The organism is Nitrobacter sp. TKz-YC02 (genome assembly GCF_049852135.1).
Classification (GTDB): Bacteria; Pseudomonadota; Alphaproteobacteria; order Rhizobiales; family Xanthobacteraceae; genus Nitrobacter; species Nitrobacter vulgaris.
Genome location: NZ_CP180728.1, coordinates 3,104,720 through 3,130,090, shown reverse-complemented (window position 1 = coordinate 3,130,090; position 25,371 = coordinate 3,104,720). Strand labels below are relative to the sequence as shown.

Genomic DNA, 25,371 nt, shown 5'->3' with positions numbered 1-25,371 from the left:
AGCGGTTCGCAGCAAAAGCCGCTATCACCCCGAGTAAGCCCTAATCGTCCGTGATCAGGGCGCTTTTGCGGCGGAAGTCCCGAGGAAAGAATCATACAACAGGGCTATCACCCCGACAACGATCGCCACATCGGCAACGTTGAATACGTACCAGTTATAGGTTTTACCTGCGATCTGGACGTGGAACAGGGCGAAATCCACCACCGCGCCATAGGCGAAGCGGTCGATGGCGTTGCCGATAGCTCCGCCGATAATAAGGCCGAGGCCAATTGTCGCCATACGGGTATGCGACCGCGCCATCCAGACCGCCAGTAGGACTACTGCGACAGCCTTGATCGCGAGCAGAATCGCGGCAGCCGCCGGACTTTCAGTTTGGAACCAGCCATAGCTGATGCCGGTGTTCCAGGCCAGCACGAGGTCGAAGAACGGCGTGACGTTGACGGCGCCACGGCGGCCGATATCAAACGCAAACAGAAGCCAGAGCTTGGACGCCTGATCGGCAATCAGCGCCGCGATGGCCGCAACGATGCCGGAGCGAACTGCCGGCGTCACACAGTTACTCCCAGCGCCTTCCATTCCCGCAGCGCCTGCGCGTCGCGTGGCGATACGTCGGGATACTCCCTGTCGCTGCCGACGGTCGGCAGGATCTTCCACGATCGGGCGCACTTGGCCCCGGCAGCTTTCTCGATCACCACGGCCACGCCGGGGACGTTCGGCAAACGGAACGCGTTGGCCGGGGCGTCACCCTCGCGCACTTCAAAATTTGAAGTGATGCAGACCTCTGCAAGATCGACGTCGAACAACACGCCAAGCATCGCGCGGTCGGCGACATAGACAATCGGCGAGGCTTCGAGCGAGGAGCCTATCCGCTTGGCGGCACGCTCAAGCTCCAGCGCGCCGGTGACGACGCTGCGCACCGCGCGGACGGTCTCCCATTTCACAGCTAGGGCGTCGTCGCGAAAGTTGTCGAAGCTTTCCGGGAACAAGGTCAGATGCACCGACGGCTCCGCATCGGGCCGATACAGCCGCCACGCTTCTTCGGTCGTGAACGAGAGCACCGGCGCCAGCCATTTCAGGATTGAATCGCAAAGTTTGTCGATCACGGTCAGCGCGGCCTTGCGTGCCGTCGACGACGGGGGTTCGCAGTAAAGCGTATCCTTTCGGATATCGAAATAGAACGCCGACAGTTCGGTGTTCATGAAAGCCGCGAGACTTGCGACCACCGTCTTGTAGTCGAATTCCGCATAAGCCTTGCGCACCACGGCGCTCTGTTCTGCAAGCTGGTGCAGCATCAAGCGCTCAAGTTCGGGCATGTCGGAGATCGCAACGGCCTCGCCGCGATTGAAGTGATGCAGCGTGCCGAGCATCCAGCGAATTGTGTTGCGCAGCTTGCGATAGGTCTCAATGGTGTTCTTGAGAATTTCCGGACCGATGCGCTGATCGTCGGCATAATCCGTTGCGCAGACCCACAGCCGCAGGATGTCGGCACCCGAATCTTTGATGACTTTCTGAGGATCGACGGTGTTGCCGAGAGATTTCGACATCTTGCGGCCGTTCTCGTCGAGCGTGAAGCCGTGGGTTAGCACCACATCGTAAGGCGCGCGGCCGCGGGTGCCGCAGCTTTCCAATAGCGATGAGTGAAACCAGCCGCGATGCTGGTCGCTGCCTTCCAGATACATCACGGTATCCTGGCCGCCGTCGGCCTTACGTTTGATGTCCTTCAGGCCGGGGAAGTGCAGGGGATCTTCCAGCACGAAAGCGTGCGTCGAGCCGGAGTCGAACCAGACGTCGAGAATGTCGTCGACCTTGCGCCAATCCTCGTTGGAGCGCGATCCCAGAAAACGCTCGCGCGCGCCATCGGTGTACCAGGCGTCCGCGCCTTCCGTTTCGAAGGCGTCGGTGATGCGCTGGTTGACGGCGTCGTCGATCAGGATTTCGGCGGAGCCGTCGCCCGTCTCGCGCACGAACACCGCGATCGGCACGCCCCATGCGCGCTGGCGCGAGATCACCCAATCAGGGCGATTGGCGATCATGCCGGTGATGCGGTTCTGCCCGGCTGGCGGCACCCATCGCGTCACAGAGATCGCGTGCAGCGCGCGGGCGCGGAGGGTGTCGCCGTGCTTCGCCTTGCCGTCATCAGCGATGTCTCGATCCATCGCGATGAACCACTGCGGCGTGTTGCGGAAGATCACCGGCTTCTTCGAGCGCCACGAATGCGGATATTGATGTTTCAAACGGCCACGGGCGAGCAGCATGCCGCGTTCGACCAGCGCCTTGACGACTGCCTCGTTGGCGTCGCCCTTGTTGCCCTTGTCGTCGATGACGCGCTTGCCTTCGAAGCCGGGCGCCTGCGCGGTCAGCGCACCGTTCTCGTCGACGGTATAAGGAATTGTCGAAATGATTCCGCGCGTCTCAAGCTCGCGCGCGTTGTGAGTCCAGATGTCGAAATCCTCGCGACCGTGGCCGGGCGCGGTGTGGACGAAGCCGGTGCCGGTATCGTCGGTGACGTGATCGCCTTCCAGCAGTGGCACGATGAATTCGTAGCCGCCGGAAAAGCTTTTCAGCGGATGCGCGCACTCCACCGCATCTAACGTGTCGGCGGGAATGTCGCGAATCTTCTCGAATGCGGTAACGCGCGCCTGCTTGAACACGTCCTCGGCAAGTTTGTCCGCGAGGATCAGAAGATCACCGGTTTTCGCCCAGTTGTCGGCAGGTGCATCGGTGACCTTGTAAAGACCATAGGCGATCTTGTTTGAGAAGCTGATGGCGCGGTTGCCCGGCAGCGTCCACGGCGTCGTGGTCCAGATCACCACGCTCGCCTGCGACAGCGCGCCGTGCGCCGGCGAGGTCACCGGAAACTTCACCCACACCGTGTCCGAGGTGTGATCCTCGTACTCGACCTCGGCTTCCGCCAGCGCCGTTTTTTCCACCACGCTCCACATCACCGGCTTGGAGCCGCGATAGAGGGTGCCATTAGCGGCGAACTTCATCAGTTCGCGCGCGATCTGCGCCTCGGCCGGATAGGTCATGGTGGCGTAGGGATGATCCCAGTCGCCGATAATGCCGAGACGCTTGAACTGCTGGCGCTGTTCGCTCAGCCAGTGCTCGGCATAGGCACGGCATTCCTTGCGAAACGCCACCATCGCTGCGGGGTCCTTGAAGTTCGGCTTCGTCTTGCCCTTGGAGCGGTAGTTCTCCTCCTCGATCTTCCATTCAATCGGCAGGCCGTGGCAGTCCCATCCCGGCACGTAGTTGGAATCATGCCCCAGCATCTGCTGGCTCTTGGTCACGACGTCCTTGAGGATCTTGTTGAGCGCGTGGCCTATATGGATGTTGCCGTTGGCGTAGGGCGGACCATCGTGCAGCACGAATTTGGCGCGGTCCTTTGCGGTCTTGCGGAGCTGTCCGTAAAGATCAATGTCTTTCCAGCGCGCCAGGATCTCCGGCTCGCGCTGCGGCAATCCCGCACGCATCGGAAATTCCGTCTGCGGCAAAAAGAGGGTTTTGGCGTAATCGGGGGCGTCGGCTTTCGCGGCGGATTTCTGCGACTTGTCGGACATATGGCTAGGTTTCTGGCTTTGGCTGAATGGCGCGGAAAGTGGGGTGGTCCCGGTCTTGCGCCGAGCGAAGCTCAGGCGAAAGCCGGGCCGCTAATGCTTAGAATGGTGCGCCGCGCAAACATGGGAATGTCCATAGCAGTCAGCCGAGGGAATGGCAAAGCGCTGGGTCGTGATTCAACTTCCGCTCCGGAGACGACGCGCAGGATTTCCCGCCACCGTGACGCCAGCTGCGACATCCCGCGTCACCACGCTGCCGGCGCCTATGACCGCCCCGTCGCCGATAGCGACGCCGGGAAGGATGATAGCGCCTCCGCCGATCCAGACATCGGAACCAATTCGAACAGGCCTGCCGAACTCGAGCCCTTCGTGTCTTGTCTGGGCGTCACGGGGATGGTCGGCGGCATAGATCTGGGTCGCTGGACCGATCTGGGTGCGGTCACCGACCGTGACATGGACCACGTCGAGGATAACGCAGTTGAAATTGAGAAATACGCCGTCGCCCAGAAAGATATTATAGCCGAAATCGCAGGAGAACGGAGGCCGGATCACGACGCCTGCGCCGACGCGGCCAAGGTGCTGCGGGAGCATTGCGTAGCGTTGGGTTTCCGGAAGCCCCATCGCCGCGTTATAGCGCGCGAGCCATACACTGTTCGCACCTTGCTCGGCCTGTATCTCCGGGTCGCCGGGGCGATACAGTTCGCCCGCAAGCATCTTCTGTTTTTCGGTCTTCAGCCGATCTCTCCCAGCTTCGGAAATGCATCAGGCGCGGCGGCGAGCTGGGTTTTGGCACGGATGGCGTCATCGTCCATTTGACGAACCAGTGCCTCGACACCATCAAACTTCAGTTCGTCGCGGATGAAGCTGATGAAGGCGACGTCCAGTATGGTCCCGTAGAGGTCGCCCTGGAAGTCGAACACGAACACCTCGAGCAGCGGCGCGCCATTGTCGAATGTCGGACGGCGGCCGAAGCTCGCGACACCGTCCAAGCGGTGGTGATCCTTTCCCTTGCCGCGGCCGACGCGCACGGCATAGATGCCATGCTTGAGGCCGCAATCCTGATCGAGGCGGATGTTGGCGGTGGGATAGCCGAGGCTGCGACCTCGCTTCTCGCCGTGGATTACCTCGCCGGTCACGAACCATGGCCCATCGAGCATCGCGGTGGCGTCCGCGATCCGGCCTTCCGTAAGCGCCATGCGGACGGCGCTGGACGAGACCGCGCGTTCGTCGATGTCGACAGGAGGCTGCACGTCCACCTCGATCCCGAGGCGTGGGGCCTCGCTGACAAGCAGGCTCGGCGATCCCACCCGACCCTTTCCGAAACGGAAGTCGTATCCGACGGCGATGCCGCTGACTCCAAGCCGCTCGATCAGATCATGGTGAATGAAATCCTGCGCTGTGGTGCCGGCTCGCGCGGCGTCGAAGGTCATGACCACAGCGCCGTCGAGACCCGTGCCCGCCAAAAGCCGCAGCTTGTTGGTTTCGTCGGTCAGGCGAAACTGCGAGGCATTCGGACTGAAGAACTTCCGCGGGTGCGGTTCGAAGGTCACCGCGAAGGCAGGCTTTCCGCGGGAGCGGGCCATTTCGAACGCGGCTGCGATGACCGCGCGGTGGCCGAGGTGAACACCGTCAAAATTTCCCATTGCCACCACTCCTCCTTTAGGAATAGCGGCAGCGGGAGCGATATCGCGGATAATCGTGAATCCCGAGGTCATTATCGCGTTCATTGAAGGGTTTCAGTGGCGGACCGTGACGTTGCGGCCGGATCGAAGTCAAGTCGGCTTGGCGTCCGGCGGCACCTTTCGGCGGCCGGTTAACGCGCTGTTTAAGGGCTGGTGGTAATCATGCGGTTCTACCCGCGAGGCGAGTGACCGGCGGAAAATACCGGTATTTGCTTCGAGGATGGTCCGCTTCAGCGGGCTTTTGGCGATTTCGGCGCACATAGAAAATCTGACGCAGGGGGCTCGAGATGGCGGTTGATTTGGCGATGTCTGTTCTGGTGGTGGATGATTACAACACCATGATCCGCATCATCCGGAATCTGCTCAAGCAGCTTGGTTTTGAGAATATCGACGACGCCAGCGATGGTTCGGCGGCGCTGAACAAGATGCGCACCAAGAAGTACGGTCTCGTGATCTCCGACTGGAACATGGAGCCGATGACCGGCTACGACCTGCTCAAGGAAGTCCGTGCCGATGCCAATCTTGCGATGACGCCGTTTATCATGATCACAGCCGAGTCCAAGACCGAGAACGTCATCGCCGCCAAAAAGGCCGGTGTGAACAACTACATCGTCAAACCGTTCAACGCCGCGACGCTGAAGAACAAGATCGAAGCGGTATTTCCCGACAACGTCCCGGCGTAGCGTTTCCGCGAGCCCAGGTTTGCGATCAGAATACGTGCGACGCAGCGGCTTCGCCGCGTCCTGTTCGTCTACCATCTCAGCTCGCGCATCAGCGCCAGAGGCGGATGGCCGAACAGTTCCTTGACCGAGGCCGGATCGAGCTGGTCGATGCCGGCGAATTGCTCGGAATGGATGCCGCGCGTCAGAAACAGCAGGTCGATGCCGAAGGCGTGCGCGCCCATGAGGTCGGTGCGTACGGAATCGCCAATGGCCAGCACCCGGTTCAACGGCGTGTCCTTGCCACGCTGCTCTCGCGCCAAGGCCATGGCGCGCTCGTAGATCGGCCGGTGCGGTTTGCCGTAGAAGACCACCTCGCCACCGAGTTCGCGATAAAGTTCTGCGATGGCGCCGGCGCAATAAAGCAGCCGGTCGCCGCTTTGAACGACAATATCGGGATTGGCGCAGATCAGCGGCAGCTTGCGCTCGCGCGCCTGCATCATAAGGGCACGATAGTCCTCCGCGGTTTCGGTCTCGTCGTCGAAGGGGCCGGTACAGACGATATAATCGGCGTGCTCGATCGGCGCGAATACCGGATCGAGGCCTTGGTGTATCGCGCTGTCGCGCTCAGGTCCCAGCCAGAAAATCGCCTTGGCCGGATGTTCTGCGACGAAGTTGCGCGTCAGGTCGCCGGAGGAAGCAATGCCATCGTAAGCATCGTCCGGAACCCCGAACTTGCGCAACTGCCGCTGCACTGCGTCGGCCGGGCGCGGCGCATTGGTGATAAAAATGACGGTGCCACCCCGGCTGCGGAACGTTTTCAGCGCGGAGCAGGCCTCCGAAAACGACATGACACCGTTGTGGACGACGCCCCAGACGTCGCAGAGCACGACATCCCTTTCGGCGGCGGGCTCGCGCAGATGATCGATAAAACGAAGGGCAGTCATTCAGTTGGATGCTTTCAGGCAGCGCCGCCAGCGCGACGTGCCAGGGCAGCGTTGCCGGTCACGCGAGACGAACGTTCGGGCTTGATCGCGTCAGTTTTCACGGTTCCGGCTTCACCCGGTCTGGCTGCACTGTTGGTGCGCGACTTTGCCTTGTCAGCTGTGTCCTCCGCCGTGTCCTGGCGTAGCGGCCGCGGCGCGGCGAATAGGAAACCCTGGCCAAAGCGAACATTGTAGTCGAGCAAATCGACGACCGCCGCTTCTTCTTCGATCCGCTCTGCGATCAGGTCGATGCCGAAGCGTCCCAGCAGATCGGATATGTCGGCCGGATGGATATCGGAGGTCGACGTTTGTTTCTGGTCCAGCAAGAGCGAGGCGGGCACTTTGATGAAGCGGACGCCGCGATCGGCCAGTTCGCGCGGTTCAATTCGCAGGTTCGCTACATGGTCGACCGAGAACCTGTAGCCGAGCTGCGTCATCGCGGCCAGGCGTTTGCTTCCGGTGATGTCCAGAGCGCGCAGCGTATCGTGTTTGAATTCGAGAATCAGCGAGGGGGCCAACGCACGATTGGCTTCGAGAATGTCGAGGAACTGCGCAAATGTGGTGGGGTTTCCGAGTGTCGCTAAGGCGACGTTGCAGAACAGGCCGGCATCCTTGTTGCGCGATTGAAGCTGCTGCAGAACTTGCATGCAGCGGAACAAGATCGTGTTGTCCAGTTGCCCCATCAAGCCTACAGATTCGGCGGCTGGAATGAACTCGCCGGCTGCGAGGTATGCGCCACGGGCATTGCGCAGCCGCGTCATCGCTTCGTAGTAGCGTATCTTGCGCTGCGGAAGCGTAACGATCGGTTGCAGGAAGGTATCGATGCTGCCGGTCTCAATGGCGTTTTGGATGGCCAGGATCTGTAGGTCGGTGTCGGTCCGTGCGGAATTGATGGCTGTCCGAGTCGATGCCGGTGCAATCGCCCTCGCGAGGGGCTCACGGTGGACGGGTCTCTCCGGTGCCACTGGTTCGAACGCGGGCGCAGAAGCGGCGGGTGGCAAGCCTGTCAGCATGTCGTCATGGGCGGCGACCGTGGCGGCGAGCTGCTTGACCAGCCCGCCGAGTTCGTTGATTTCACCAAGCGCGGATTGGAGTCCGGATTGAGTGCGGTCCGAACCAGCGGAATTCGCCGAGGCAATCTTGCTTTCGGCTGCCGCGAGGCGGCGCCCGAAATCGGAGACCTGGCGGGCAAGGTCGGCGACGCCCTGCGACAGGTCCGCGATCTGGCCTTCGGCGTTGTTGCCGCCGCGTAACCGCATGGACACTGCATTGTAGAGAATGAGGAATGCCAGGACCGTCAGCGCCACGATGGCTGACTCCGACGCGCGCAGGGCCGTAACGGTGTAGAGCACGATGCCCACCGAGGCGGAGACCAGCACCATGCAGAGAGCAATGAAAATCGTGGAAATACGGATCATCTGGCGTAAATGCTTCCGGCGTGGAGCGATCTGTGGCGCTTCCAGTCTCCCACACTACCATTATTGCTGATTCGGCGGATGGGTGTTTCTGAAGTTGTCCGCCGAAAATCGGGCCGATCGTTCAGGCGACGGCGCGAATCACCTTGGCGGTCTTTTCTATGATCTCGCCGACCTGATCGTCGCTGACGATCAACGGCGGGGTAAGTGCCAGCGTGTCGCCTGCGACGCGCATCATCAGATCGTAATCGTGGAAGGCGGATCTCAGGGCTGCAAAGCCGCGGTCGCCCGGTCCGTTTTCGTTGGGGGCGAGCTCGATGCCTGCCGTGATGCCGACGGTGCGGATGTCCACCACGTTAGGTTCGCCGCGCAGGCTCATCATCGCGTCCGCGAACTTCGGTTCCAGGCTGCGAGCACGCTCGAACAGCTTTTCGTCGCGGTAAATATCGAGCGTGGCAAGCCCTGCGGCGCAGGCCAGCGGGTGCGCCGAATAGGTATAGCCGTGGAACAGCTCCACGGCATTCGCCGGGCCGCTCATAAAGGCGTCGTGGATGGTGTCGCGCACCAACACGCCGCCCATCGGGGCCGCGCCGTTCGTCACTCCCTTTGCAAAGGTGATCATGTCGGGGAGCACGCCATAGCGCTCGGCGGCGAAGGCGTAACCGAGGCGTCCGAAGCCGGTGATGACTTCGTCGAAGATAAGGAGGATGCCGTGCTTCTGCGTGATCTCGCGCAGCCGCTTAAGATAGCCTTTCGGCGCGGGTAGCACGCCCGTCGACCCGGCCATCGGCTCCACGATCACGGCGGCGATGGTTTGGGCGCCGTGCAGATTGACGAGGCGCTCCAGCTCATCAGCAAGTTCCGCGCCCCATTGTGGTTCGCCTTTGCTGAACGCCTGCTTGTCGCGGTTGTAGGTGGATTGCAGATGGTCGACACCGGTGAGCAGCGCGCCGAACATTTTGCGGTTGCTGACGATGCCGCCGACCGAAGTGCCGCCGAAGCCGACGCCATGATAGGCCCGCTCGCGGCCAATCAGGCGGATGCGGTTCCCCTGACCGTTGAGCTGGTGATAGGCCAGCGCGAGCTTCAACGCGGTGTCCGCGGCCTCCGATCCGGAATTGCAGAAGAATACGTGATCGAGCCCTTCCGGCGCGAGCTCGGCGACGCGGCTTGCCAGTTCAAAGGCCTGCGGAATGCCGAACTGGAACGGCGGTGCGAAATCCAGCGCCTCGGCCTGTCTGGCGATCGCCGCCGCGATCTCGGCGCGGCCGTGACCGGCGTTGCAGCACCACATGCCGGCGGCGCCGTCGAGGATTTTGCGGCCGTCGGTGGTGATGTAGTGCATGTCTTTGGCGCCGGCGAGCAGCCGCGGCGCTTTTTTGAAGGCACGGTTAGCGGTGAAGGGCATCCAGAACGCAGCAAGATCGTTCGGCACGTTGAGGGCAAGGCTTTTGTCTAACATCGGGATCCCTCATTTTATTTTTTCAGCGCGTTGCGGATGATGTTCGGACCCCCGCCGCGCAACATCAGCGTTGGTGGGCACTTCACGACGCTGCGCCTTCGGTGCCGACTCAAGATTCGAAAGGACTAGAGCCAACTCAACGATTCCAGCGTGTTCGGGTTCAGAAATTTGCTTGCCTACAGCGAAAATGAACCGACCTCTGAGCTTGAACCACCCTAGAACTTTTTGCGCGCCTGCGAAACGCAGTTTGCGTGATCGATCGCGCGCTGAAAATGCCGAGACATCTGCGGTGTCGTCAGGGGTCGCGGACGCGCGCTCGCTTGGCGGCCGAAGATATATACTACCTTTGATTGATTTAATATTAATATACACTTAATAGTTGTGTGTTTCAACTTGCCGTATGACACATTTCTCTCTACGCCACGCCTTGTGCCTTCCGCGCTTTGCCCGCTGCATCCGCGCCGCGTCCGCGGTCGAATTCGCGATGCTTCTGCCGCTGTTCCTGGTGCTGGTGTTCGGCATCGTCGTGTTCGGCGTCTACTTCACCATGGTGCATGGTGTGCAGCAACTTGCCGCGGAAGCAGCGCGTTCGTCGGTCGCGGGCCTGAGCGAGACAGAACGCATCAGCCTTGCCGAAAACTACGTCACGACGAATGCCGGGTCGTATCCTCTGTTGCAGCCCGGACATCTCACCGTCAACGCGGCAACCTCCGGCAGCGACGTCTTCGTCGTCACCGTCAACTACGACGCCTCCGACAACCTCATTTTCACGCTGCCGTTCGTGCCGACGCCGCCTTCGATCATCATCCGCTCAGCGGCGATTCCGTTCGGCGGCTTTTGAGGAGACGCACGATGTGGAACCTGCTTCAGCGCTTCATTTCGGATACGCGCGGCAATTTCGCGATCATGGGAGCCGGGTGCATGGTGCTGGTGCTCGGCTGCACCGCGCTCGGCGTGGATGTCGGGTCGATCTATGCCGACCGCCGTAAGGCGCAGAGTGCCGCCGACCTTGCGGCCATTGTCGCCGCAGGCAACCTTGGCAAAGCCACGAGCGCGGCCGCCGCCACCGTGACGGCCAACGGCTATCCGGCGAGCGCGCTGATTTCGGTCGAACTCGGCAGCTATGCCGCGAACGCCGCGCTGGCGCCGCAGGCGCGCTTCGTCACCCCCTCGAGCGGCGCAGCCAACGCAGCACGGGTTACGTTGCATACCGAGACGCCGCTTTATTTCGCGCGCATGTTCACCGGCGGCAAGAATCACTTCGACATCACCAGCAGGGCAACGGCCGCGAGCACCGCGCTTGCCTCGTTCGCGATCGGCTCACGGCTGGTCTCGCTCAATGGTGGCCTGCTTAATGCGATGCTTGGCCGAATGCTCGGCACGACGCTGTCGCTTTCGGCGATGGACTATCAGGCGCTGATCGACGCTCACATCGACGCCTTCGATTTCATCAATGCGCTGGCGACGCGGCTCGACCTGACCGGCGTCACCTACGACTCCGTGCTGTCCGGCGACGTGAAGGTCGGCGACATCGTGGCGGCGATGCTGAGCGCGCAGCAGGCGGCGAACGGCATAAATGCCGCGACCACGGCGCTGTCGAAGGTCTCGTTGGCGCTTGCCGGGCTAACCACCACCATCGTGCCGGGGAAGCTGATCGACGTCGGCCCTTATGCGGCGATGACGGTCGGCTCAAAACCGAAAACAGGCGTCAGCGTCTCGGCGTTCGATCTGCTTTCGGCGACCGGTGCGATCGCCAATGGCAGCAACCAGATCGCGGCCTCCGTCAATCTCGGATTACCCGGCATCGCCAGCGTCTCCGTGATGGCGACGGTCGGTGAACGCCCGCAAGGGACAAGCTGGATGACGGTCGGGACTGAAGGCGCGAGCGTGCACACGGCGCAGACCCGCGTGCTGGTATCGATCAAGTTGCTCGGCAGCGGCCCGGTGGCGGCCGTCAATCTTCCGGTCTATGTCGAGGTCGCCTCTGGCACGGCCACGCTGAACGCCGTGAGCTGCGGCCGCCCCGATATCAGCACCTCCAGCGTCACGCTCGGCGTCACGCCCGGCATCGTCGACGCCTGGATCGGCAATGTGTCGGCGGCCGAGATGACCAACTTCACCAGCAAGCCGGACCCGGGCGCGGCGACGCTGGTCAATCTGGACACCGTCACCGTGACAGGCCGCGCCCATGCCGGCATGGGCAACGTCAGGCCGACGCCGGTGTCCTTCAGTTATGCAGACATTGCCGCGCTGACAAAAAAGACGGTGACCACCTCGGATTTCACCGCGTCGCTGACCGCGAGCCTGCTCGGCGACCTCTCGCTCAAGATCAATGTGGGGCCGCTGGGCCTGCCCATCCCCGGTCTCGGGCCGGCCGTGACGGGCATCATCAGCGGCGCCACGGCGTCGATCGATCAGGTGCTGGCGCAGGTGTTGGCGACGCTCGGCGTCGGCATCGGGCAGGCAGATGTCTGGGTCTCCGGCATCCGCTGCGACGGAGCGGTGCTGGTGAATTGAGTTGTGAGTTTATAGTAGCATACTCTACTTCTCCCTCTCCCCGTTTACGGGGAGAGGGTCGGGGTGAGGGGCTAGCCAGCTCTTGTTGGAGAATGTCGCCCGGATTGTTAGCAACACCCCTTCAACATTGTTCAAAACATCGTTGTTCCAGAAACGGAGTATTCTATAGCCGTTGTCGGTCAAATATCGATCGCGGGTTTTGTCTCTTTGCGAATCCGCGTGCTGGCTGCCGTCCACCTCGATGACGAGTTTCTGTTCGCGGCAAACGAGATCACAGAAATAGGGACCGACCGGCACCTGACGCACAAATTTATAGCCGTCGATCTGTCGGGCGCGTAGATGCTTCCAAAGCTTCGCTTCCGCGTTGGTCTGGCTGGCGCGTAGACGTCGCGCGAAACCGGTGACGTTTGGCTTTGCACCACGCATGAGAAATGCCCCTCACCCGGATCGTTTCACGATCCGACCTCTCCCCGCAAGCGGGGAGAGGTTAGAATAGTCCGTTAGCCAGCGGTCTTTCACAAGCCTCTTCCGGGCTGAGGCCTTGCTTCTCCCTCTCCCCGCTTGCGGGGAGAGGGGTCGGGGTGAGGGGTGGTTCGCTAACAAGAGCGCCTTGCCCGTCTGCGCCTGCGCTGGTACCACGCGCGCCATGCGAGACACGTCCAACATCGAAAAGAAACCGAAAAAGCCGCAAAAACTCCGCGCTCGCCTGCCGCGCGGGCTGGAGGATCGCGGACCCGCCGCCATCGCCGCCACGCGGCAGATGGTGGAGAAAATCCGCGCGGTCTACGAGCGCTACGGCTTCGAGCCGGTCGAAACGCCGGCTTTTGAATATACCGATGCGCTCGGCAAATTCCTGCCCGATCAGGATCGCCCCAATGAGGGTGTGTTCTCGTTCCAGGACGACGACGAGCAGTGGATCAGCTTGCGCTACGATCTCACCGCGCCGCTGGCGCGTTATGTGGCGGAGAATTTCCAGAACCTCGCGCTACCCTATCGCAGCTATCGCGCCGGCTATGTCTACCGCAACGAGAAGCCGGGACCGGGACGTTTTCGGCAGTTCATGCAGTTCGATGCCGACACGGTCGGCAGCGCGTCGCCCGCCGCCGACGCCGAGATGTGCATGATGGCCGCCGACACCATGGAAGCGCTCGGCATCCCGCGCGGGCAATACGTGGTGAAGGTCAACAACCGCAAGGTACTCGACGGGGTGATGGAGAGCATCGGACTCGGCGGCGATGAGAATGCGGGCAAGCGCCTTACCGTTCTCCGCGCTATCGATAAATTGGATCGCCTTCGGCACGATGGTGTGCGTCAGCTTCTCGGTGAAGGGCGCAAGGACGAGAGCGGCGACTTTACGAAGGGTGCCGGACTCGACGAACAGCAGATCGCATCGATCGTCGGGTTTGCAATCCCAAGCGACTATTATCTGAGCACGGACGGCCCACATCGTGAGGCGGGCCGACCTGATGTTCCGATCTGGCGCTCCACCCGAGAGGACGGATGTATCCCGGATGATAGGCTTCATCCCGCGCCGGGCTCTAGCGAGCAGATGTTTTGCGACGTTGCGACTTATGTCGGGCGTTTGAGGGAATTCGTTGGTTCGAGCCAAATTGGGCAAGAAGGCGTCGATGAACTCCTTGCGATCAACTCTCTGGTCAGAGCGGCGGGGTACGGAACAAACAGAATCGAGATCAACGCGTCCGTCGTGCGCGGTCTCGAATACTACACGGGCCCGGTCTACGAGGTTGAACTCCTGCTCGAAACCAAGGACGAGAAGGGTCGCCCGGTGCGCTTCGGCTCGGTCGGCGGCGGCGGGCGCTACGACGGACTCGTGTCACGCTTTCGCGGCGAGCCGGTGCCGGCGACCGGTTTCTCCATCGGCGTGTCGCGGTTGCAGGCGGCGCTCACCATGCTTGGCAAGCTCGACACGAAGCCGCAAGCAGGCCCCGTGGTCGTCACCGTGTTCGGCGGCGACATCGCGGGCTACCAGAAAATGGTCGCGGAGTTGCGCAATGCGGATATTCGCGCGGAATTGTATCTCGGCAATCCGAAACATTCGCTCGGCCAGCAGATGAAATACGCCGACAAGCGCCATTCGCCGTGCGCCATCATTCAAGGCAGCGACGAGAAGGCCAACGGCAAGGTGCAGATCAAGGATCTGATCGCGGGCGCCGGGCTGACCTCGATCGAGGACCGCACTGAGTATCTGAAGAAGCAGGCGGAGGCGCAGATTGAAGTCAGCGAGAGCGATCTCGTCGCCGAAGTGCGGAAGCTGCTCACGCGTCACGGCGTGAGGTGGGATTAGCCACCGTCTTGCCTGCGCAGGCCGAGCGAAGCGGATACCGGTTCGCGTGAAGAAAGATCCGCGCTCCTGAATCTATCCCGAAGCAGATAGGCTCTAGTGCGGCACCATCGACTTGTATTTTTCAAAGTCGCGCACGTTCATCTTGAAGCCGCCGGGCATCACGACATCGCCGGGTTTCTGGCCCTCCTTGCAGGGGCCGGCCCATTTCGCCGCTATCGTGACCTTGCTGTCTTGGCTTCCGAGCTTGCCGCCTTGGCTGTGCGAGGTGACGTTCACCGTGTAGGCGGAGTTGAAATCGCCTGAGGTTTCGGCGTGCGATGTCACGGTCGTGCCGGCCATGGTGCAGACCGAATCCATGACGTAGCCGGTTGCGGCTTTCTGGATCTCGGTCTTGGAGCAGTTCTGCTTGGCGGAGGGGGCGAAATCCGACATGAACTCACGGTCTACAGCCTCGCTGGTGCATTGCTGAACCACAACCGCTGGCATTCTGCCGCCCTCGTGGTCCAACTTGATGTCCCAAAGCCCGGCCTTGCGCAGCGGCAGTTGCACCTCCGCCAGCGCAGGCGCGGCGGAGAGAAGAAGTAGCGGCAGGAGTGAAATCGAGAGCCGAAGAGACCGTCGCATCGCAAACTCCGTCGGTGGGATGTCGTGGCGCGGATTTGCCATTTGGTATCCCCTTTGAGGAGCCGGGGACAGCCGCACTAAAAAGTTTTTGATTGGGAGTTTCGCTTGCCGCATTGCTGTAAAATTGGCAGCGAACGCCGAATTCACTCCACGAAGGTGCAGGCTCAGTAGCGCGTCTGCAGCGGAGGCTGATCCGGACCGTAGGGCACCCAGCGGCAAGCGAACGAGATGTAGCCGCCGGGATAGGCCTGGACGCCGAGGAACTTCGCCACTTTGCCGTAGCGCGCACAGTGATCGACCGCAATCACGCGAAAATCTGCCTGATGCGCCAGCGAATAGGAGATAATACCGCCGGTGTCGTTGCCTTTGAGCGGCGGCGCCCAGTCGGCCCGCGCTGATCCGCAAACCAGCGCGCTGGTCATCGCCGCTAGCAAAGCCGCTCCGAACAATCTCATCCTCATCTCCATCGTTGCGACTCGAACCTTAGAACGCGGAGCGGGCTGTGGAAAGAACAGCGAGCCGCTCACCATGGAGTTAGGCCGCGGGTGTTGCCTTGCCGCACTTGACCTCGCGCGTGCTTCGCGGCACCGTCGCAAGGCTCAGATTCATCGGCGGAACTCCATGCGCAACCTTATCACATCCTTGAAGAAACCCGCTGTCGGCACGATGCTCGGCGCAGCATTGGGGCTGTTCGCTACGATGCCGGTTGCGCACGCGTTCAATTTTCCTGTGTTTGGGCCGTCCTATGAGGGGCAGTTGCCGAGCTGTGAGGCCGGGTTGCCGACCATCACGACGCAATTTTGGGAGAAGGAAAGGAAATTCTGGAATTCCCCGCTGCGCATCACCGCCTATGGCAACGTCCATGAAAAGGCGTTCCGGCCCCGGGAGTCCAACAATATTCCCCGCCGCTACTGCACCGCCGAGGCGATGGTCAGCGACGGCAAAGTCCGCACCGTGCATTATTCCATCATAGAGGACGGCGGGATTGCCAGCATGGGGCAGGGCGTCGAGTGGTGCGTGGTCGGCCTTGATCGCAACTGGGCCTATAATCCGGGCTGCCTAACCGCCCAACCATAAATAAGAAGGGCATGGTTCTGATCCCGGAAGGGAAAGGCTTGACCCGTGTTCTCATCGCGAGGGCGGGCGGAAACCCCTTATACACTATCCTTATAGAGCTTCAGAGATGTCCCGGCCTCGGGTCGTTATGCTATGGTGGCCTGGTTCTCGTCGGATAACGCGCGAGGACCGGATTCCGGCTGGGGCTGAGGAGTTGGCGTCATGAAGTGGGTGTCTCGCGCGGCGGCCGCGTCTATTCTGTCGTGGCTGATCCTGCTTGCGGGGTGGACGGCCGATGCGGCGGCAAAAGACCAACGACAGAATGCGCCCGGCGCATTCGATTTCTATGTGCTCTCGCTGTCATGGTCTCCGTCGTTCTGCGCTGCCGCGGCGGAACGCGGCAGTTCCAGCCGGTCGCAGCAGGGCCAGTGCGGCGAGCGACCGTTCTCTTTTGTGGTGCACGGCCTTTGGCCGCAATACGAGCACGGCTTTCCCGATTATTGTCAGCGTCCTGCGCCGCGGCTTGATCGCCGCATCATGACCTCGATGCTGGATTTGATGCCGGCGCCGGGTCTGATCTACAGCCAGTGGGATAAGCATGGCACCTGCTCAGGGCTCAGCGCAGAGGCTTACTTCGAGACTGTCCGCAAATCACGTGCCGCTGTGAAGATTCCGGCGGAATTCCTCGATCTCGCCGCACCGAAGAGCATGACGCCCGATGCTATCGAGAGCGCCTTCATCAAGAACAATCCGGGCCTCAGCCAGTCCGCAATTGCGGTGATCTGCGACCGGACCAGGCTCAGCGAAGTGCGTATCTGCATGAACAAGGACCTGCAATTCCGCGCGTGTGAGGAAATCGACCGGCGCGCCTGCGTCCGGGACCAGGTGGTGATGCCTCCGGTGCGCGGCGGGTAGTATTTCGTCTCCTTCCGCGCGTATTGGGGCGGTAAAACGTCTGGCCGGACTTGACGGCGTTGCTCCGAAAAATACCAAAAGAACTTCAGCACCATGAATTACCGCCACGCCTTCCACGCCGGCAACTTCGCCGACGTCATCAAGCATATCGTGCTGGTCCGCGTCCTGACCTATCTGCACGAGAAGCCGGCGGCCTTCCGTGTCATCGACACTCATGCGGGCGCGGGCGTCTACGATCTAACCGGTGAGGAGGCAGATCGCGGCGGAGAATGGCTGACCGGCATTGCGCGGCTGATGCAAGCACGCTTTTCCGACCCCGTTGCTCAGTTGGTTTCGCCCTATCTTGATATCGTCAGGGCCTTCAATCCCCAGCGTGGCCTAAGCTGTTATCCGGGGTCACCCTTGATCGCGCGTGCTTTGCTGCGGCCGCAGGACCGGATGGTCGCCTGCGAAATCGAGCCCGTTGCACGCAAGCACCTGATCGGTGCGCTGCGCCGCGACACCCAGGCCAACGTGGTCGATCTTGACGGCTGGATGGGGCTTGCCGCTTTCGTGCCTCCGAAGGAGCGGCGCGGGCTCGTGCTGATCGACCCGCCGTTCGAGCGCAAGGACGAGTTCGAACGCCTCGCCGGCGGATTCTCCGAAGCCTTCGCCAAATGGCCGACCGGCTGCTACCTGCTGTGGTATCCGGCAAAGCGGCGCCGGGCGACGGACGATCTGGCCCGCAGAGTCGGCGCCGTCGCGGGAGGCGACGCCGACAAATGCCTGCGACTGGAATTCAGCGTGGCGCCGCAGACCGCGGACGGGCCACTCACTTCGGCCGGGCTTCTGATCGTCAATCCACCATGGACGTTGAGAGCCGAACTCAAGTCCATCCTTCCCGAATTGGAGAAACCGCTGGGCCAGGGCGGCGCCGCCCGCTTCAAGCTTGAGGCGATCACCGATTGAGCCGGCCATGCCTGGGCGGATTGCCGTCAAAAAAAACCGGCCGCGAACGGCCGGAGGTTGGTGTGATGATTATTGTTCTCGTTATAGCGTTTTCGAGCGAAGTGGAATCCGGTTCGCGTGAAGGAAACGCGTCAAATCAAAAAGATCTCTAGAAGTGATAGTTTACACCGGCGCGGACCATTCCGGATTGGTAGCTGTGAGGCGCGCCCGTAATCGTGAAATTGCTGCTCGACAGATCGACATACAGATACTCGACCTTTGCGGTCCAGTTTTGGTAGATGCCGACTTCAGCGCCTACTCCGACCGTCCAGCCCGCGTTGGTGTGGGATTCCGACAGAGCGAAGGTTTCGGCGCGCAGTTTACCGAAGGCAAGACCGCCGGTGCCGTAAACTAGGACGTTGTTGAACGCGTAGCCGACACGGCCGCGCACAGTGCCGAACCAGGGATTTGAGAATTTCCAGGCCGCGAAAGTATCGTTGGCGGCGTTGGCCTGGATGTCACCTTCGAGGCCGAACACCAGCGCACCGCTCTGCCAGTTGTAGCCGGCCTGCACGCCGCCAAACACGCCGTCCGGCCGGGTGAGGCTGTTCTGGACGCTGCCCCAGGCATATCCCAGGTTGCCGCCCAGATAGGGCCCCGCCCAGCTAAAGGCATTGAGCGGCTGGTTGACGGTGTAGGGCGCCCGGTAAGAGAAATCGGCGGCCTGCGCGGTGCCGATCAGCGCTGTGGATGCCACTGCAGCCAATGCTGCGATCATTGTCTTGGTCATCTCGGCACTCCAACCCTTTTACCGTTCCCACCGTGACATCGCGCGAGCCAGGTCCGTATGGCTACGAAATGCTAAATTCGATACGTAGGATTTATCGAAAGTTTTAAGTTAAACGGTTCTTAAGACGGTGCCCCCGCCGACTCTTGTCCTTAAGAAAGTGTTATCGGCATGGCCGCGCCGGGAACCGGTCGCGTGACGCTTTGCGCAGAGCCAAAGCCTCGCCTTGCCTGGGAGCGGATCGCTGGCATCGGCCGGCTTCATCGCATAACTGAGGGACATGACGACCGATTCCTCCGATCCTGCGAAGCCGATCGGGCCAAGACAGCCGCCTGGTTCCGGAGCGGACATGCGGCGGCGCGGCGGGGTGCCGACGGAACAGGACGTCGATCCCGCAACCATTGAGACCGACGAAGACGACGAGGCACGGCTGCCTGATCTCCCGGACAATGCGTCCGATACGATCGCGGAGGCTCCGCTCGCGATCGGACGTGCGGCGATCGAACACGCGGTTCGCCTCGCGCCCACCTCGCCCGGCGTCTACCGCATGATGAATGCAGCGAGCGACGTGCTGTATGTCGGCAAGGCCAAGAACGTGCGCAAGCGGTTGTCGTCTTATGCGCGGCCGACAGGCCAGGTGATGCGCATCGCGCGCATGATCGCGGCGACGGCCACCGTCGAGATCGTATCGACCGAGACCGAGACCGAGGCGTTGCTGCTCGAAGCGAATTTGATCAAGCAGTTGCGGCCACGCTTCAACGTGCAACTTCGCGACGACAAGTCGTTCCCCTATATTCTGATCACTGGCGACCACTGGGCGCCGCAGATCCTCAAACATCGCGGCGCGCAGTCGCGGCCGGGCCGCTATTTCGGGCCTTTCGCATCCGCCGGCGCGGTCGGCCGCACCATCACCGCCCTGCAGCGCGCGTTCCTGGTGCGCTCCTGCACCGACTCCTTTTTCGAAAGCCGAACGCGGCCTTGCCTGCTGTACCAGATCAGGCGTTGCGCCGGTCCCTGCACCGGCGAGATCGATTTTCCCGGCTATACGGCATTGGTTCGCGAGGCGACCGATTTCCTGTCCGGTCGCAGCCGCGCCGTGAAGGAGGAGCTGGCGCGAGAAATGGAAAAAGCCTCCGACGATCTCGCCTTCGAGCGCGCTGCGCTCTATCGCGACCGACTGGCCGCGCTGTCGGCGATCCAGTCGCAACAAGGCATCAACCCGCGCACGGTGGAAGAAGCGGACGTTTTCGCCATTCATCAGGAGGGCGGCTATTTCTGCGTCGAGGTATTCTTCTTCCGCACCGGACAGAACTGGGGCAACCGGGCCTATTTTCCGCGCGCGGAGAAATCGTTCACGCCGGAGGAGGTGCTTGGATCGTTCCTCGCCCAGTTCTACGACGACAAGCCTCCGCCCAGGTTGATCCTGTTATCGCGCCCGATCGAGGAAAGCGAATTGCTCGCCCATGCGCTGTCGATCAAGGCTGGTTACGGGGTCAAGGTTTTAATGCCGCAGCGGGGCGAAAAGAAGGAGTTGGTCGCACACGCGTTGACCAACGCCCGCGAAGCGCTGGGCCGAAAACTGGCGGATACCGCGACGCAGTCGCGGCTGTTGCAGGGGTTGGCGACGGTGCTCGGCCTGCCGCAGGCGCCGCAGCGCGTCGAAGTCTACGACAACAGTCACATCCAGGGCACCAATGCGGTGGGGGCGATGGTCGTCGCCGGTTCCGAAGGCTTTCTCAAGAATCAGTACCGCAAGTTCAACATCAAGTCCGATAACCTGACGCCCGGTGACGACTACGCGATGATGCGTGAGGTGCTGGAGCGCCGGTTCAAGAGATTGCTGACGCAGAAAGCTGAATCGGAACAGGACGCCGTTCCGCAATGGCCCGATCTCGTGATCATCGACGGCGGCCTCGGTCAGCTCAATGCCGCCCGCGGGATATTCGAGGCGCTGGGTCTGAGCCGGGTCTCGTTGGTGGCGGTCGCCAAGGGACCGGACCGTGATGCCGGCCGCGAAACCCTGTTCCTGCCGGATCGTCCAGCCATCAAGCTCGAACCGCGGGATCCGATTTTGTATTTTATCCAACGATTGCGTGATGAGGCGCATCGGTTTGTCATCGGATCGCATCGTAAGCTGCGTAGAAAGGACATCCGAGAAGCCGGATTGCAGGAAGTTCCCGGTATTGGCCCCGCGCGTAAGCGCGCGCTACTGCATCACTTCGGGACGTTAAAGGAGATTGAGCGGGCGTCGCTGGCAGACCTCGGCAAGGTGCCGGGCATAAGCGCCGAAAGTGCCCGCAGGATCTTCGATTTTTTCCACGCTCGGCCGGCGTAGGGGATTTGTTATGATATCCGGTCTTCTTTTTCGTATTAAGATCAATGAATTAAGACTACGGCAGCTGCGAGGTCGGCAAAATTGCGCGGCGTGGCCGGTTGACGTTCGCCCTACGACAGTATTGGTAAGATGAAATGAGCACTGCAACCAGCCAGGCGACCGCGAAGCACATGCTGTCGCTACCGAATATCCTCACCTATGCTCGCATCGCCGCGATCCCGGTGGTGGTGGGTTGCGTCTATGCGCAATCGATCATGGACGGGCCGTTGCAGCTGCGCTGGGTGGCGCTCGGAGTGTTCATTGCGGCCGCTGTGACGGACTTTTTCGACGGCTACTATGCACGAATCTGGGATCAGCACTCCGCCCTCGGCAAGATGCTCGATCCGATCGCCGACAAGCTTCTGGTTGCATCTTGCCTGCTGATGCTGGCGGCGGACGGCATCATCCATGGCTGGACGCTGTGGGCGGCAATCGTGATCCTGTGCCGCGAGATTCTCGTATCTGGGCTTCGCGAATATCTGGCGGCGTTACGCGTCAGCGTGCCGGTGACCAAGCTTGCGAAGTGGAAGACCACCGCGCAACTCGTCGCGATCGGGTTTTTGCTCGCGGGGGAGGCCGGCGATCTGGTATTCCCGTTCGTGACCCAGATCGGACTTCTGTTGTTGTGGGTCTCGGCGATCCTCACCATCTATACAGGCTGGGACTATTTCCACGCCGGTATTCACCACCTCATGGCGGAGGATGAAAAATGAAGGTGCTTTATTTCGCCTGGGTGCGCGAGCGGGTCGGCAAGGCCGAGGAGGCGCTCGATCCCCCGCCGGCCGTCGCGACGGTTGCCGATCTGATCGCATGGTTGTCGCAGCGGGGCGATGAATATGCCCACGCATTCGAGAAGCCGAAGGTGATCCGCGCCGCGATCGACCGGATGCATGTCAACCAGGACACGACGATCGCGGGCGCGCGCGAAATTGCCTTCTTTCCGCCGATGACCGGCGGCTGATCTGTCAACTCCGGCTCCGTCGATGACCGTTCCCGTCACCATACGCCTGCAGGAAGCCGACTTCGACGTCGCGCGCGAAGTCGCTGCGCTGTCGCGCGGCCGCACCGACATCGGCGCTGTCGTGAGTTTCTCCGGCATTTGCAGAAGCGACAAGGCTGGCGGCGAGGGTGGCGATGCGATCGCCGCGCTGATGCTGGAACATTATCCCGGTATGGCGGAGGCTGAGATCGCGCGTCATGCCGAGGAGGCGCTCTCTCGCTGGCCGCTCACAGGCATCACCATCATTCACCGCTACGGCCGGATCGTTCCTGGTGAGAACATCGTTCTCGTGGTCACGGCGTCGTCGCACCGCGAGGCGGCATTTCAGGGCGCTGAATTCCTCATGGACTATCTCAAGACGCAGGCGCCGTTCTGGAAACGCGAGGAGGGCGCCGCCGGGCCCAGCTGGGTGGATGCCCACGACCGCGACGACACTGCTGCGGCGCGCTGGGCCAAATCCTGATGGCGAGGACCGCCGCACGCGGCGGACGATCGAAAGTCGCGGCCGCCGGCTCGAACCGAAAACGGCCGCCGGAGCGAGCCACAGCAAAGGCTGCAAATCCTGCCGTTGCCGGAGCTTCGACTCCGGCACTCGAGACGATTTTCGATTATGTCCACCATGCAGCCGCAAGGCTTGAGCGCGCGCATGTCATTTTCGCGCACGGCACAACCGATCCGGTCGCAGAAGCGGCCTTCCTAGTCAGCGAGGCCATGCACCTGCATCCGGACGAGGTCGAACCGCAGGCGGCGCGGCGCGTGCCGAAGGCGGTGGGCCGGCGCATTCTTGGCTGGATTGAGCAGCGCATCGCAACCCGCAAGCCCGCCGCCTATCTCGTCAACAGGATGTATATGCGCGGTTTGCCGTTCTATGTCGACGAGCGCGTGATCGTGCCGCGTTCGTTCATCGGGGAAATTTTGGATTCGCATTTCGGCGACGACGATGTGCTGCGCCTGCGCCATCCCGCAACCGTAACCCGTGTGCTTGATCTATGTACCGGCTCGGGATGCCTTGCCATTTTGGCCGCGCGCGCGTTTCCGAATGCGACGGTCGATGCGACTGACCTGTCGGCGGACGCGCTCGCGGTCGCAGCGCGCAATGTATGCGAGCACGGCCTTGACGATCGCATCCATGTTGCGCAGGGAGATCTGTTCACAGCAGTCAGTGGCAAGCGATACGATCTCATTATCTCTAACCCGCCTTATGTCGATGCGAAGGGCATGGCGGGCCTGCCGCACGAGTGTCTTGCGGAGCCGCGGATGGCGTTCGACGGCGGTGCCGACGGCATCGATCTGGTGCGACAGATCATCGACGGCGCCAATACTCATCTCGCGCCCGGCGGCGGGCTGTTGTGCGAGGTCGGTCGCTGCAAACCGGCGATCGAAAAGGCTTATCCGCGCACGGATTTGCTCTGGCTCGATACCGAGGAGTCCGAGGGCGAGGTGTTCTGGATTGAGGCCGCGCGGCTTGCGGATAGGTCTGCACATTCGGCCGGCGCGGCATGAGCGTGTGGCGTGTTGCGTTTGTTCCTGCGAAACCGGTGCCGGATCGTTTGAAAGCGCAATAAGCGCGGTCAATGAACGAGATACGACACCTCCGGCGACACGGTGAGAGGTGCCCGTCGTCCCGATATTGTCTTTCTGCCCCGATTGCCGTGTTGATGATGAAGTCGCCATGCTTTTTGACGCTCGCCATAGCGCACTCTCGCGCGATGTCTGGCTCGGAGAATTCCGGGCCACCCTGACGCTCGGTTGGCCTCTGGTCCTCACCAACCTCGCGCAAATCGCGCTGACCACGACAGATGTGATCGTGCTGGGCCGCGTTGGTGCTTCCGCGCTGGCCGCCGGAACCCTTGGCGTCAATCTGTACTTCGCGATCCTGATTTTCGGCATTGGCGTCGTCACCGCGACCTCGCCGATGATGGCCGAGGCGTTTGGCCGCAAGCTGCATATGGTGCGCGACGTGCGGCGGACGTTTCGGCAGGGGATATGGGCGTCGGTTCTGATTGCGGTGCCGAGCTGGGCACTGCTCTGGCATACCGAAGTGATCCTTCTTCTGTTTGATCAGGAGCCGCAGCTTGCAGCCGAGGCTCAGGTGTTTGTGCGCGCGTTGCAGTGGGGCATGCTTCCGACGCTCGGCTTTATCGCGTTGCGCTCCTTCTTTGCCGCACTGGAGCGGCCGCTATGGGCAATGACCGTGACCGCGGTCGCGATCCTGTTCAATATCGTCGCAAACTGGGCGCTTGTGTTCGGTCATCTTGGTCTGCCGGCACTTGGCCTGCGCGGCTCCGGCATCGCGACGACTTTGTCGAACACCTTCCTGTTCGCCGGGCTGGTACTGGTGGTGAGCTTTGGCCACAAGTTCCGTCGCTATCATCTATTCGGGAACTGGTGGCACGCCGATTGGCCGCGTCTCGTCACGCTGTGGCGCGTCGGTCTGCCGATTGGCGCGGCGCTCGGCTTCGAGATCACCGTGTTCAATGCCGCGGTGTTCCTGATGGGACAGTTCGGAACAGCCTCGATCGCGGCTCATGCTATTGCAATTCAGATCGCGTCGGTTTCCTTCATGGTGCCAATGGGACTGGCGCAGGCGGCGACGGTACGTGTCGGTCGCGCGTACGGCGCGCGAGACTTCGACGGGATTACCCGCGCAGGATGGACGTCGTTTGCCCTGGCGATTGCATTCATGGTGAGCACCAGCGTTTTGATGATTGCCGCGCCACGATGGCTGATCGGTGCATTTGTCGACGTCAACGATGCGGCAAACGCCGAGGTGATCGGACTTGCGGTGTCGTTTCTCACCTGTGCAGCGGTATTTCAGATTGCCGATGGCGCGCAGGTGGTCGGCGCCGGTATGCTGCGTGGTTTGCAGGATACCCGCGTGCCGATGATTTATGCCGGCCTGGGCTATTGGGGTTTCGGCATGTCGTTGAGTTTGCTGTTTGCCTTCAAACTCGGATTTCAGGGCACCGGTATCTGGATCGGCCTGGCGTCGGGTCTCGCAGCCGTGGCCATCCTGATGATTTCGCGCTGGGTCAGACGTGAGCGGATCGGTCTGGTGCCCCTAAACGGCAGGCAGTTTCGCGAGGTCTTGGCCGCGAAATAAAT

At 61.7% G+C, this 25,371-nt stretch carries 25 protein-coding genes; 13 read left to right on the top strand and 12 right to left on the bottom strand.

Going from position 1 to position 25,371, the window contains the following annotated elements; genetic code table 11:
* Positions 1–54 precede the first annotated feature (54 nt).
* The 5 genes from lspA to ACM561_RS15055 form a co-directional block, all read right to left on the bottom strand.
* Complete coding sequence (lspA, locus tag ACM561_RS15075) at positions 55–552, bottom strand: signal peptidase II (protein WP_425906056.1); 498 nt, start codon at positions 550–552, stop codon at positions 55–57.
* Positions 549–3,560 (bottom strand): isoleucine--tRNA ligase, encoded by a 3,012-nt coding sequence (gene ileS / locus ACM561_RS15070; RefSeq protein WP_425906055.1) that lies wholly within the window; start codon positions 3,558–3,560, stop codon positions 549–551. The genes lspA and ileS overlap by 4 nt, the downstream gene beginning before the upstream one ends.
* Before the next feature lie 174 nt (positions 3,561–3,734).
* Complete coding sequence (locus ACM561_RS15065) at positions 3,735–4,271, bottom strand: sugar O-acetyltransferase (protein WP_425906053.1); 537 nt, start codon at positions 4,269–4,271, stop codon at positions 3,735–3,737.
* 17 nt (positions 4,272–4,288) lie between these two features.
* On the bottom strand, positions 4,289–5,272 hold the full coding sequence (locus ACM561_RS15060) for a bifunctional riboflavin kinase/FAD synthetase (RefSeq protein WP_425909768.1): 984 nt from the start codon (positions 5,270–5,272) through the stop codon (positions 4,289–4,291).
* A gap of 57 nt (positions 5,273–5,329) precedes the next feature.
* Positions 5,330–5,500 (bottom strand): hypothetical protein, encoded by a 171-nt coding sequence (locus ACM561_RS15055; protein ID WP_425906051.1) that lies wholly within the window; start codon positions 5,498–5,500, stop codon positions 5,330–5,332.
* Between the two features lie 26 nt (positions 5,501–5,526).
* Between ACM561_RS15055 and ACM561_RS15050 the strand changes: the two genes are divergently transcribed.
* The gene (locus ACM561_RS15050) at positions 5,527–5,922 is read left to right on the top strand and encodes a response regulator (RefSeq protein ID WP_425906049.1); all 396 of its coding nucleotides are present in this window, start codon (positions 5,527–5,529) and stop codon (positions 5,920–5,922) included.
* Between the two features lie 68 nt (positions 5,923–5,990).
* Here ACM561_RS15050 and ACM561_RS15045 read toward each other — a convergent pair whose 3' ends face one another.
* From ACM561_RS15045 to ACM561_RS15035, 3 genes are all read right to left on the bottom strand, one after another.
* Complete coding sequence (locus tag ACM561_RS15045; protein ID WP_079447563.1) at positions 5,991–6,845, bottom strand: TIGR01459 family HAD-type hydrolase; 855 nt, start codon at positions 6,843–6,845, stop codon at positions 5,991–5,993.
* 14 nt (positions 6,846–6,859) lie between these two features.
* Positions 6,860–8,302, bottom strand: a complete 1,443-nt coding sequence (locus ACM561_RS15040; protein ID WP_425906047.1) for an EAL domain-containing protein — start codon at positions 8,300–8,302, stop codon at positions 6,860–6,862.
* Between the two features lie 121 nt (positions 8,303–8,423).
* Positions 8,424–9,761 carry an aspartate aminotransferase family protein gene (locus ACM561_RS15035; protein WP_425906045.1) on the bottom strand — a complete coding sequence of 446 codons (1,338 nt, stop codon included), beginning with the start codon at positions 9,759–9,761 and terminating at the stop codon, positions 8,424–8,426.
* 400 nt (positions 9,762–10,161) lie between these two features.
* On the opposite strand from ACM561_RS15035, the gene ACM561_RS15030 reads away from it, so the two are divergent.
* Together ACM561_RS15030 and ACM561_RS15025 are read left to right on the top strand one after the other, a co-directional pair.
* Positions 10,162–10,602 carry a TadE/TadG family type IV pilus assembly protein gene (locus ACM561_RS15030; RefSeq protein WP_425906043.1) on the top strand — a complete coding sequence of 147 codons (441 nt, stop codon included), beginning with the start codon at positions 10,162–10,164 and terminating at the stop codon, positions 10,600–10,602.
* Positions 10,603–10,613: 11 nt separating this feature from the next.
* On the top strand, positions 10,614–12,278 hold the full coding sequence (locus ACM561_RS15025; RefSeq protein WP_425906041.1) for a pilus assembly protein TadG-related protein: 1,665 nt from the start codon (positions 10,614–10,616) through the stop codon (positions 12,276–12,278).
* A gap of 24 nt (positions 12,279–12,302) precedes the next feature.
* Here ACM561_RS15025 and ACM561_RS15020 read toward each other — a convergent pair whose 3' ends face one another.
* Positions 12,303–12,704 carry an endonuclease domain-containing protein gene (locus tag ACM561_RS15020; RefSeq protein WP_425906039.1) on the bottom strand — a complete coding sequence of 134 codons (402 nt, stop codon included), beginning with the start codon at positions 12,702–12,704 and terminating at the stop codon, positions 12,303–12,305.
* 220 nt (positions 12,705–12,924) lie between these two features.
* Here ACM561_RS15020 and ACM561_RS15015 point away from each other — a divergent pair, with 220 nt between their 5' ends.
* Positions 12,925–14,583 carry a histidine--tRNA ligase gene (locus ACM561_RS15015; protein WP_425906037.1) on the top strand — a complete coding sequence of 553 codons (1,659 nt, stop codon included), beginning with the start codon at positions 12,925–12,927 and terminating at the stop codon, positions 14,581–14,583.
* 93 nt (positions 14,584–14,676) lie between these two features.
* On the opposite strand, the gene ACM561_RS15010 is transcribed toward ACM561_RS15015, so the two are convergent.
* Positions 14,677–15,207, bottom strand: coding sequence for a DUF3617 domain-containing protein (locus tag ACM561_RS15010; protein ID WP_425906036.1), 531 nt, complete (start codon positions 15,205–15,207; stop codon positions 14,677–14,679).
* Between the two features lie 164 nt (positions 15,208–15,371).
* Positions 15,372–15,662, bottom strand: coding sequence for a hypothetical protein (locus ACM561_RS15005; protein WP_425906034.1), 291 nt, complete (start codon positions 15,660–15,662; stop codon positions 15,372–15,374).
* Positions 15,663–15,828: 166 nt separating this feature from the next.
* On the opposite strand from ACM561_RS15005, the gene ACM561_RS15000 reads away from it, so the two are divergent.
* The 3 genes from ACM561_RS15000 (at position 15,829) to ACM561_RS14990 (ending at position 18,126) form a co-directional block, all read left to right on the top strand.
* A complete protein-coding gene (locus ACM561_RS15000; protein WP_425906033.1) occupies positions 15,829–16,284 on the top strand; it encodes a hypothetical protein in 456 nt (151 codons plus the stop codon).
* Between the two features lie 201 nt (positions 16,285–16,485).
* The gene (locus ACM561_RS14995; protein WP_425906031.1) at positions 16,486–17,178 is read left to right on the top strand and encodes a ribonuclease T2 family protein; all 693 of its coding nucleotides are present in this window, start codon (positions 16,486–16,488) and stop codon (positions 17,176–17,178) included.
* A gap of 93 nt (positions 17,179–17,271) precedes the next feature.
* Positions 17,272–18,126 (top strand): 23S rRNA (adenine(2030)-N(6))-methyltransferase RlmJ, encoded by an 855-nt coding sequence (locus ACM561_RS14990; protein WP_425906029.1) that lies wholly within the window; start codon positions 17,272–17,274, stop codon positions 18,124–18,126.
* 148 nt (positions 18,127–18,274) lie between these two features.
* On the opposite strand, the gene ACM561_RS14985 is transcribed toward ACM561_RS14990, so the two are convergent.
* Positions 18,275–18,895, bottom strand: a complete 621-nt coding sequence (locus ACM561_RS14985) for an outer membrane protein (RefSeq protein ID WP_079447554.1) — start codon at positions 18,893–18,895, stop codon at positions 18,275–18,277.
* Positions 18,896–19,172: 277 nt separating this feature from the next.
* On the opposite strand from ACM561_RS14985, the gene uvrC reads away from it, so the two are divergent.
* From uvrC to ACM561_RS14955, 6 genes are all read left to right on the top strand, one after another.
* Complete coding sequence (gene uvrC / locus ACM561_RS14980; protein ID WP_425906027.1) at positions 19,173–21,227, top strand: excinuclease ABC subunit UvrC; 2,055 nt, start codon at positions 19,173–19,175, stop codon at positions 21,225–21,227.
* A gap of 134 nt (positions 21,228–21,361) precedes the next feature.
* The gene (pgsA, locus tag ACM561_RS14975; RefSeq protein ID WP_425906026.1) at positions 21,362–21,979 is read left to right on the top strand and encodes a CDP-diacylglycerol--glycerol-3-phosphate 3-phosphatidyltransferase; all 618 of its coding nucleotides are present in this window, start codon (positions 21,362–21,364) and stop codon (positions 21,977–21,979) included.
* Positions 21,976–22,227: a molybdopterin converting factor subunit 1 gene (gene moaD / locus ACM561_RS14970; RefSeq protein ID WP_079447551.1), complete on the top strand. Its 252-nt coding sequence runs from the start codon at positions 21,976–21,978 to the stop codon at positions 22,225–22,227. The genes pgsA and moaD overlap by 4 nt, the downstream gene beginning before the upstream one ends.
* A 22-nt stretch (positions 22,228–22,249) precedes the next feature.
* Positions 22,250–22,729, top strand: coding sequence for a molybdenum cofactor biosynthesis protein MoaE (locus ACM561_RS14965; RefSeq protein ID WP_425906024.1), 480 nt, complete (start codon positions 22,250–22,252; stop codon positions 22,727–22,729).
* Positions 22,729–23,769, top strand: coding sequence for a 50S ribosomal protein L3 N(5)-glutamine methyltransferase (gene prmB, locus ACM561_RS14960; protein WP_425906022.1), 1,041 nt, complete (start codon positions 22,729–22,731; stop codon positions 23,767–23,769). The genes ACM561_RS14965 and prmB overlap by 1 nt, the downstream gene beginning before the upstream one ends.
* A 169-nt stretch (positions 23,770–23,938) precedes the next feature.
* The gene (locus ACM561_RS14955; protein WP_425906020.1) at positions 23,939–25,369 is read left to right on the top strand and encodes an MATE family efflux transporter; all 1,431 of its coding nucleotides are present in this window, start codon (positions 23,939–23,941) and stop codon (positions 25,367–25,369) included.
* Positions 25,370–25,371: the final 2 nt, after the last annotated feature.